This window comes from Micromonospora sp. DSM 43699, from assembly GCF_055517075.1.
On record NZ_JBTMMT010000042.1, the window covers coordinates 52036 to 60826 of the forward strand.

An 8791-nucleotide genomic window follows, 5' to 3' on the forward strand; every position below is an offset into this window, starting at 1 on the left:
CCTCGTCCCCGGCGGTCGGGACCGTCCCCGGCGGCCGGTCGGCGAGGCCGCCGGGCAGCCGAGAGGAGAGCGCCGGGGGCACCGCGCCGCGCCCGGCCGGTTTGCGAGGATGGCGGTATGGCATACGACGCGAGCACCCTCCCCGACGTGTCCGGGCTGACCGTCGGCATCATCGGTGGCACGGGCGACCAGGGGCGGGGGCTGGCCTACCGGTTCGCCCGGGCTGGTCAGCAGGTGCTGATCGGGTCCCGTGCCGCCGAGCGGGCCGCCGAGGTGGCGGCGGAGATCGCCGCGCTGCCCCGGATGCCCGCCGGGGTCGACGTGACCGGCGCGGACAACGAAGAGGTGGCCCGCCGCAGCGACGTGGTGGTGATCGCGGTGCCGTGGGACGGGCACGCGGCCACCGTCACCGCGCTGGCCGGGCCGCTGGCCGGCAAGATCGTCGTCGACTGCGTCAACCCGCTCGGCTTCGACAAGCAGGGCCCGTACGCCCTGCCGGTCGCCGAGGGCAGCGCCGTGCAGCAGGCGGCGGCCCTGCTGCCGGATTCCCGGGTGTGCGCGGCGTTCAACCACGTCAGCGCGCCGCTGCTGGCCGACCCGGAGGTCGACCGGATCGACCTCGACGTGCTGATCTGCACCGAGGATCGGGAACTGGTCGACGTCGTCGGCGCGCTTGCCGCCCGGATCCCCGGCATGCGCGGCATCTATGCCGGCCGGCTGCGCAACGCCCACCAGATCGAGGCGTTCACCGCCAACCTGATCGCCATCAACAAGCGCTACAAGGCGCACGCCGGCATCCGGGTCACCGACCTCTGACCGCCACCCGTCCCCGGCGGCCGTGGTGGACGTCCCGTCAGAAGTTGATGTCGACCCCGACCTTCTTGCAGGCGGCGTTCGCCATCGCGCTGGTCTTCTGGAACTCGGGACGGCCGGCGGCGGCTGCCATGTCCGGGGCGGTCGCCACCCGGCCGGCGGCAGCGCCGAACGCGGCCAGCGCGGTGGCGGCCTCGCTGGCGGGGGTGCCGGCCGTGGCCTTCGCCAGGCCCGTCGCCATCTCGGAGTAGGCCTTCTTCAGGGCCGGGGCCGGGTCGCCACCCGACGTCGCGGCCTTCACCACGTCGGCCTTCGTCTCGTCGGCGATCTTCTTCGCCGTCGTGCAGAGCTTCTTGTCGGCGGCCGGGTCGGCGGCAGCGGCCGGGCCGGTGGTCGCCGGGCCGGTGGTGGCGGGGTCGGTGGTGGCCGGGGAGGCGGACGGCGCAGTGCTGGCGGACGCCGACGGCGCGGCCGTCGTCGACGGTTCCGCCGTGCTGCACGCCGCGAGGGCCAGCACGGAGACACAGGTCAGGGCGACAGTTGACAAGCGAACATGATCCACGAGCGAACCCTAGCGGCTTTCGCCGATCCCCGGTCAACCCGTTTCGGCCTGCCAACCCGGACACCTGTCCGCCGGGCCCGGGTGCGGCAGTTCCGACAGCGGTCCGGTGGGCGGTGGCGGCTCCTCCGGGGAGGAGGCACCGCCACCGCGCCACCCGACTCAGAACGTGTGCTCGGTGGCGGGGAAGTCGCCGCCGCGTACCTCGTCGGCGAACCGGCGGGTCGCCTCGGTCAGCGCCCCGGCCAGGTCGGCGTAGCGCTTGACGAACCGGGGGGCCTTTCCGGTGCGCAGCCCTGCCATGTCCTGCCAGACCAGCACCTGGGCGTCGGTGTCCGGGCCCGCGCCGATGCCGACGGTGGGGATCGTCAGTTCGGCGGTGACCCGCTTGGCCACCTCGCCCGGCACCATCTCCAGCACCACCGCGAACGCCCCCGCCCCGGCCACCGCCCGCGCGTCGGCGAGCACCTCGTCGGCGGTGTCGCCGCGCCCCTGCACCCGGTAGCCGCCCAGGGTGTGCTCGCTCTGCGGGGTGAACCCGATGTGCGCCATCACCGGGATGCCCGCACCGGTGATCGCCGCGATCTGGTCGGCGCAGCGCCGGCCGCCCTCCAGCTTCACCGCGTGGCAGCCGCCCTCCTTCATGAACCGCACCGCCGTGCGCAGCGCCTGGGTCGGCCCCTCCTCGTACGAGCCGAACGGCAGGTCGCCGACGACCAGGGTGTGCCGGGTCGCCCGGACCACAGCGCGGACCAGCGGCAACAACTCGTCGACTGTCACCGGCAGGGTGGTCTCGTAACCGAACACGTTGTTCGCCGCCGAGTCGCCGACCAGCAGCGCCGGGATCCCCGCCTGGTCGAAGATCGCGGCGGTGTACTGGTCGTACGAGGTGAGCATCGCCCACCGGTCGCCGCGCTCCTTGGCGGCGATCAGGTCACGGGTGCGGACCCGGCGGGTGGCCGGCCCGCCGTACAGGGCGGTCACCTCGGTCGGGGTGGACTCCACCATGGCTGTCTCCTTTCCTCGAGGCCGCTGTCGCGGTCCCCGGGCTCCGTCGCGATCGTCGCACCACACGACCTGTCGACGGCAGGGAACAGTGCAGGATGTCACTCCGTCGGGACGGCACCCGGCCGCCCCGGAGGTCGGGCGCCGCCCCGACGGGTCGGGTGCTCAGCCGTCCTCGCGCCACCGGTTGGTGATCGGCAGGCGGCGGTCCCGGCCGAACGCCTTCATCGAGATCTTGGTGCCGGGCGCGGACTGCCGACGCTTGTACTCGGCGGTGTCCACCAGCCGCAGCACCTTGTCGACCACCGCCGGGTCGTGACCGGACTCCACCAGACCGGCCCGGCCCAGGTCACCGTCGACGTAGCCGATCAGGATCGGGTCCAGCACGTCGTAGTCGGGCAGGTTGTCGCTGTCGAGCTGGCCGGGGCTCAACTCGGCCGACGGGGGCTTGCCGATGGAGTTCTCCGGGATCGGCGGGGTCTCACCCCGCCGGGCCGCATCGGCGTTGCGCCACTTCGCCAGCCGCCAGACCAGCGTCTTCCAGACGTCCTTGACCGGGTTGAAGCCGCCGACCGAGTCGCCGTAGAGGGTCGAGTAGCCGACCGCCAGCTCGCTCTTGTTGCCGGTGGTGAGGACCAGATGGCCCTCCTGGTTGGACAGTGCCATCAGGATCACCCCGCGGACCCGGGCCTGGAGGTTCTCCACCGCCACCCCGGACAGCGAGATGTTCGCCAGGAAGGTGTCCACCATCGGCTGGATCGGCTCGACCCGGTAGTCCAGGCCGGTCCGCTTGGCGAGGTCCTCGGCGTCGGCCCGGGAGTGCTCCGAGGAGTGCTGGCTGGGCAGCGAGACGCCGACCACCCGCTGCGGCCCGAGCGCGTCGACCGCCAGCACGGCCACCACCGCCGAGTCGATCCCGCCGGACAGGCCCAGCACCACCGAGGGGAACCGGTTCTTGTCGACGTAGTCGCGCAGGCCCAGCACCAGCGCGTGCCACACCTCGGCCTCGTCGGCGACCGGCGCCAGCAGACCGCCGTCGGCCGCCGGCCCGGTCGGTGCCGCCGGAATCCCCTCGACGGTACGACGTACCACCCGCATCCCGTCGGCGAGGTCCTCGGTGTCGGCGGCGTGCGGGCCCGCCCCGGCCAGCTCCACGTCGTGCACCAGCAGGTGCTCGACGAACTGCGGCGCGCGGGTGAGCAGGTCCCCGTCGGCCGTGACGATCATCGAGTCGCCCTCGAAGACCAGCTCGTCCTGGCCGCCGACCATGTTGACGTACGCGATCGGGGCACCGGCCTCGACGGCCCGGCGGCGCACCAGCGGCAACCGGACGTCGTCCTTGTTCAACTCGTACGGCGAGCCGTTGATGTTGACCACCAGGCCGACACCCGCCTGCCGGGCCACCGCGAACGGGCCGCCGGCCTGCCACAGGTCCTCGCAGATGGTAAGCGCCACGTCCACCCCGCCGACCCGGACCACGGTCAGGGTGTCCCCGGGCACGAAGTAGCGGTCCTCGTCGAAGACGCCGTAGTTGGGCAGGTGGTGCTTGAAGTAGTGGGCCACCACCTCGCCCCGGTGCAGCAGCGCGGCGGCGTTGCGGGCCCCCCGACCCGGCCGGGCGTCCCCGCTGACCTGGGGCGGACCGTCGGCGTCCAGGTAGCCGACCACGGCCGGCAGGTCGCCGAGGCCGTCGGCGGCCAGGTCGGCGGCGAGCCGGCGCAGCGCGGCCTGCGAGGCGGCGACGAAGGAACGGCGGAAGACCAGGTCCTCGACCGGGTAGCCGGTGAGCACCATCTCCGGGAACGCGACGAGCTGGGCACCGGCGTCGGCGGCCCGACGGGTCCAGGCGCGGATCAGCTCGGCGTTGCCGGCCGTGTCGCCGACGGTCGGGTTGACCTGGCACAGGGCCAGACGCAGGGTGGGCATGCCCTCATCTTGCCCCAGCGGCTGCCGGTCAATCAGGCCGCTCCGACGAGACGACGGCCACCCTTTTCCGGTCCCCGGCCGGCCGGGTGCGGGTGGCGGGGCCGTCCGCTGATCCGTCGGTCGGGACACCGCAGGACGAGCGGCAGCAGGTCGCGTAACGTCTGCTTAACCAGGCCGGGGAAGACTGGGCGGTCAGGACGGATCGGCCGCCCGGTGCCGGACGTACGTCGCGCGAGGGGTTGGGGAAGTGGACCGTCAGCAGGAGTTCGTCCTCCGTACGCTGGAAGAGCGGGACATCCGTTTCGTCCGGCTGTGGTTCACCGACGTGCTGGGCACGCTCAAGAGCGTCTCGGTCGCTCCGGCGGAGCTGGAGGCCGCCTTCGAGGAGGGCATCGGGTTCGACGGCTCGGCCATCGAGGGCTTCGCCCGGGTCTTCGAGTCCGACATGGTCGCCATGCCGGACCCGACCACCTTCCAGGTCTTCCCGTTCGAGGGTGGAGTCAGCGGCGAGAGCGCCCGGATGTTCTGCGACATCCTGCTGCCCGACGGCGGCCCGTCCTGGGCCGACCCGCGGCACGTGCTGCGCCGGATGCTGTCCAAGGCGGCCGAGAAGGGCTTCACCTTCTACACCCACCCCGAGATCGAGTTCTTCCTGCTGGAGAACGGCCCGCAGGACGGCTCGGTGCCGACCGCCGTGGACACCGGCGGTTACTTCGAGCACACCACGCACGCGGTGGCGCGGGACTTCCGCCGCCAGGCCGTGCTGGCGCTGGAGCGGATCGGCATCTCGGTCGAGTTCAGCCACCACGAGGTCGCCCCCGGCCAGCAGGAGATCGACCTGCGGTACGCCGACGCGCTGACCACCGCCGACAACATCATGACCTTCCGGCACGTGGTCAAGGAGGTGGCGCTCTCCACGGGGGTGCAGGCCAGCTTCATGCCGAAGCCCTTCACCGACCAGCCGGGCAGCGGCATGCACACCCACCTGTCGCTGTTCGAGGGGGAGCGCAACGCGTTCCACGACTCCGGCGACCCGATGAAGCTGTCGAAGGTGGCCAAGTCGTTCATCGCCGGTCTGCTGATGCACGCCCGGGAATACACCGCGGTCACCAACCAGTGGGTCAACTCGTACAAGCGGCTGTTCCCGCAGGCGTTGCCGGACCGGATCACCGAGAGCCCGGCGTACGTCTGCTGGGGGCACCTGAACCGGTCCGCGCTGGTCCGCGTCCCCGCGTACGGCAAGCCGAACTCGGCCCGGGTGGAGGTCCGCTCGCTGGACTCGGCGACCAACCCCTACCTGGCGTTCGCGGTGATGCTCGGCGCCGGCCTGAAGGGCATCGAGGAGGGCTACGAGCTGCCGCCCGGCGCGGAGGACGACGTCTGGTCGCTGACCAGCGCCGAGCGCCGCGCGATGGGCTACGAGGCGCTGCCGGAGAACCTGTCCGAGGCGATCGACGTGATGGCCGGCTCGGAACTGGTCGCCGAGGTGCTCGGCGAGCACGTCTTCGACTTCTTCCTGCGCAACAAGCGGGCCGAGTGGGAGCAGTACCGCCGCGAGGTCACCCCGTACGAGCGGCAGCGTTACCTGTCGCTGTAACCCGCCGCACCCGCCGCCCCGGGGCCGTTCGGACCCGGGGCCCCGGCGGCTCGGATCCGGCGAGGTCGGGCCGTCGGGGCCCCGGATCTGCCGATGGTCCGGGCTCCGGCCTGGCCGGGGGGTATCGGGGGTGGCGCGGTGCCGCTATCGTCTCGATCACCGTGCCGGCAGCCGTGCCGGGCGCAGGAGGTCGGGAGGCCGTCGGTGCTGGAGGATCTGCTCACCGGAGCATGGCAGAGCGTCGTGTTCGGTGTCGTCGGGGTGGCGCTGATGGCGGCCGGCTTCGTGCTGGTCGACCTGCTCACCCCGGGCAAGCTGCGCGAGCTGATCTGGGTACGCCGCAACGGCAACGCCGGGCTGCTGCTGGCCGCCAACCAGCTCGGTGTCGCCGGCATCGTGTTCACCGCGATCGTGACCAGCTACGACGACTTCGCCAAGGGGCTCGCCTCGACGGTGGTCTTCGGGTTGATCGGGCTGGCCGTCATGGCGCTGGCCTTCGGCGTCCTGGACCTGCTCACCCCGGGCCGGCTCGGCGAGGTGATCTGCGCGGACGAGCCGCACCCGGCGGCCCGGGTCAGCGCCGCCACCCACTTCGGCGCGGCCCTGATCGTCTGCGCCTGCATCGCCTGACCCTGCGGCCACACGCCTGCACCGCCTGAATCCGGCCCGTGGCCTGCGCCGTCCCGCTGGGGGCGGTCCGGGTGACGGGCCGGCTGCGTCCGCGTCCGGCCCCACCTGTCGACCGGCCGGTTCGTCGTACCCCCGTCGTAGTGTGCGGGGGTGAACCGGACGGATCGTCTCTATGCCCTGGTGGAGGAGCTGCGGGCGGTGTCACCCCGGCCGCGCAGCGCCCGCTGGCTGGCCGCCCGCTTCGAGGTGAGCACCCGCACCGTCGAACGGGACATCATCGCCCTCCAGGGCACCGGCGTGCCGATCTGGGCCGAGCCCGGCCGCACCGGCGGTTACGTGGTGGACCGGTCGCACACCCTGCCACCGGTCAACCTGACCGCCGCCGAGGCGGTGGCGATGGCGGTGGCCCTGCACGGGCTCGCCGGCACCCCGTTCGCCGTGGCGGGCGGCACCGCGCTGCGCAAACTGCTGGCGGTGCTGCCGGCCGCCGACGCCGCCGACGCACGCCTGCTCGCCGGCCGGGTGCTGCTGGTCGGCACCGGGCCGACCACCTCCGTCCCGGCTGTCGTCGCCGACGCGGTCTCCGCCCGCCGGGTGCTCCGCCTGCGGTACGCCGACCGCTGCGGTGTGGTCTCGTCGCGTGAGGTCGAGCCGTTGGGCTACCTGGGCAACAGCCGGCACTGGTACCTGCTGGCCTGGTGCCGGCTCCGCGACGGGCTGCGCTGCTTCCGTACCGACCGGATCTGCGGGGTGGAGGCGTTGCCGGAGCGGGTGACCCGGGAGTTCTCCCCGACCGAGCTGGATGTCCCGCCCGAGCGGGTGCGCCGACTGACCCTGGTGTGAGCAGCCGACCCGGGTGCGAGGAGTGAGTCCCGGGGCGGATCGCCCGGCGTCGTCATGCCGACCGTCAGGAGCGACACCCGTCGGCCTGGTGCCCGGCCGGAGTCCGGTGCCGACGACGGGCCGGCTCTTTCCGTAAACACCGACAGGACGCTGTCGCGGACGCCCGGGAGGCTGGCTCCCGAACCCACCGGCCGCCCGGCCGGCAGGGGAACAGGAGGCGACGCGTGACCAGCACACCCATCACCTGGTTCGAGATCGGCACCGACCGGCCGGACGAGGTGCAAGGCTTCTACGCGGAGTTGTTCGGCTGGACCTTCGTCGAGGAGGGTACGGCCGAGGGTGGTTCCTACCGGACGACCGGCGCGGGACAGCCGGCGGGCATCGGCGGAGGCATCCGGGCCATCGCCGAGGGCGCCCCCGGCTACGCGATCCTCTACGCCGAGGTGACCGACGTGACGCAGACGTGCCGCCGGGCCGAGACGGCGGGCGGCACGGTGCTGACGCCGCCCCGGACCACGCCGGGCGGGTTGACCCTCGCCCTGCTGCGTGACCCGTCGGGCAACCACCTCGGTGTCTTCTCCCCGGCGGGCACCGCCTGATGCAAGGGGCCGAAGTTGCGGTGTCCCGGTGCATCGGACACCGCAACTTCGGCCCATCTGCGTTGATCTTCGGCCCGCCGGGTCGGGCGGGCCGAAGGTGGGTCACCTGCCGGGCGTACCCGCCGGGCCGTCGTGGTGGCCTCGGCCACCCGGACCCGGGAAGACGCCGGCCTCGACGGCCTTGGTGATCGCGTCGGCCTGCTCCTGGGTGAGCTTGCCGTCCTTGACCGCCTGGGCCAGCCGCTCGGTCAGCTTCGCCTGCCGGTCCTCGGCCGACGGGCGCTCCGGCCGGTCACCCTTGACCTGGTCCTTGTGCTGCGCGCGCACCTTCTTCAGGGCGGCGGTCACCTTGTCGGTGTCCACGCCCAGCTCCGTGGCCAGCGCCTCGGCGAACTCGTTCTGCCGGTCGGCGCGCTGCTGCTGCCGGTCGGTGCCCTGGTCGGCCGCACTGCTGACGCTCGGCGTCGGGGTGGAGCCACTCTCGGCGAAGGCCACCGTGGGAGCGGCGATCCCCACCCCGAGCACACCGGCGGCGGCAAGGCCGACCAGCACCTGCTTCTTCGACATGGTGCGGGACATCGTTCCTCCAGTACGTCGGTGGTGATGCGTTGACGTCACCGACAGTGACCGCCGAACCTGAGAACCCCCCGTCCCGACCCTGTCCCCAAGCTGAAAATCCGCCCCGCCGGCCCCGGTGATCAAGAGGTTTCGGCCAGGAATGCGCTTTCCATCCCCGCAAACCTCTTGATCACCCGGGCGGGACGGGGCGGGGCGGGGGCGCGGGGGGTGGGGGTGGGGGGTTACTGGACGGCGGGGGAG

9 protein-coding genes are annotated in these 8791 nt (G+C 72.8%); 5 read left to right on the plus strand and 4 right to left on the minus strand.

Translation table 11 applies throughout. The features are described from left to right. The first annotated feature begins 117 nt into the window (after positions 1-117). Positions 118-816, plus strand: a complete 699-nt coding sequence (gene npdG / locus AC0AIB_RS20210) for an NADPH-dependent F420 reductase (protein ID WP_465097244.1) — start codon at positions 118-120, stop codon at positions 814-816. A gap of 37 nt (positions 817-853) precedes the next feature. Here npdG and AC0AIB_RS20215 read toward each other — a convergent pair whose 3' ends face one another. The 3 genes from AC0AIB_RS20215 to AC0AIB_RS20225 form a co-directional block, all read right to left on the minus strand. Beyond that, positions 854-1360: a hypothetical protein gene (locus AC0AIB_RS20215; RefSeq protein WP_328344148.1), complete on the minus strand. Its 507-nt coding sequence runs from the start codon at positions 1358-1360 to the stop codon at positions 854-856. 174 nt (positions 1361-1534) lie between these two features. Next, positions 1535-2380, minus strand: a complete 846-nt coding sequence (panB, locus tag AC0AIB_RS20220) for a 3-methyl-2-oxobutanoate hydroxymethyltransferase (RefSeq protein ID WP_328344150.1) — start codon at positions 2378-2380, stop codon at positions 1535-1537. Between the two features lie 162 nt (positions 2381-2542). Further along, positions 2543-4303, minus strand: a complete 1761-nt coding sequence (locus tag AC0AIB_RS20225; RefSeq protein WP_328344152.1) for an NAD+ synthase — start codon at positions 4301-4303, stop codon at positions 2543-2545. Positions 4304-4550: 247 nt separating this feature from the next. On the opposite strand from AC0AIB_RS20225, the gene glnA reads away from it, so the two are divergent. From glnA to AC0AIB_RS20245, 4 genes are all read left to right on the plus strand, one after another. After that, positions 4551-5900, plus strand: coding sequence for a type I glutamate--ammonia ligase (gene glnA / locus AC0AIB_RS20230; RefSeq protein ID WP_208568774.1), 1350 nt, complete (start codon positions 4551-4553; stop codon positions 5898-5900). A gap of 204 nt (positions 5901-6104) precedes the next feature. Next, positions 6105-6530, plus strand: a complete 426-nt coding sequence (locus AC0AIB_RS20235; protein WP_328344156.1) for a DUF350 domain-containing protein — start codon at positions 6105-6107, stop codon at positions 6528-6530. A gap of 150 nt (positions 6531-6680) precedes the next feature. Then, complete coding sequence (locus AC0AIB_RS20240) at positions 6681-7373, plus strand: helix-turn-helix transcriptional regulator (RefSeq protein ID WP_328344158.1); 693 nt, start codon at positions 6681-6683, stop codon at positions 7371-7373. Positions 7374-7597: 224 nt separating this feature from the next. Next, a complete protein-coding gene (locus tag AC0AIB_RS20245; protein WP_328344160.1) occupies positions 7598-7972 on the plus strand; it encodes a VOC family protein in 375 nt (124 codons plus the stop codon). Between the two features lie 102 nt (positions 7973-8074). Here the strand turns inward: AC0AIB_RS20245 and AC0AIB_RS20250 are convergent, their stop codons facing one another. Next, complete coding sequence (locus AC0AIB_RS20250; RefSeq protein WP_465097245.1) at positions 8075-8551, minus strand: hypothetical protein; 477 nt, start codon at positions 8549-8551, stop codon at positions 8075-8077. Positions 8552-8791: the final 240 nt, after the last annotated feature.

What these genes read in the sequence shown, in the direction of transcription:
- AC0AIB_RS20225 (WP_328344152.1), bottom strand. Translation starts at nt 4,303, where the DNA reads ATGCCCACCCTGCGTCTGGCCCTGTGCCAGGTCAACCCGACCGTCGGC.
- npdG (WP_465097244.1), top strand. Translation starts at nt 118, where the DNA reads ATGGCATACGACGCGAGCACCCTCCCCGACGTGTCCGGGCTGACCGTC.
- panB (WP_328344150.1), bottom strand. Translation starts at nt 2,380, where the DNA reads ATGGTGGAGTCCACCCCGACCGAGGTGACCGCCCTGTACGGCGGGCCG.
- AC0AIB_RS20250 (WP_465097245.1), bottom strand. Translation starts at nt 8,551, where the DNA reads ATGTCCCGCACCATGTCGAAGAAGCAGGTGCTGGTCGGCCTTGCCGCC.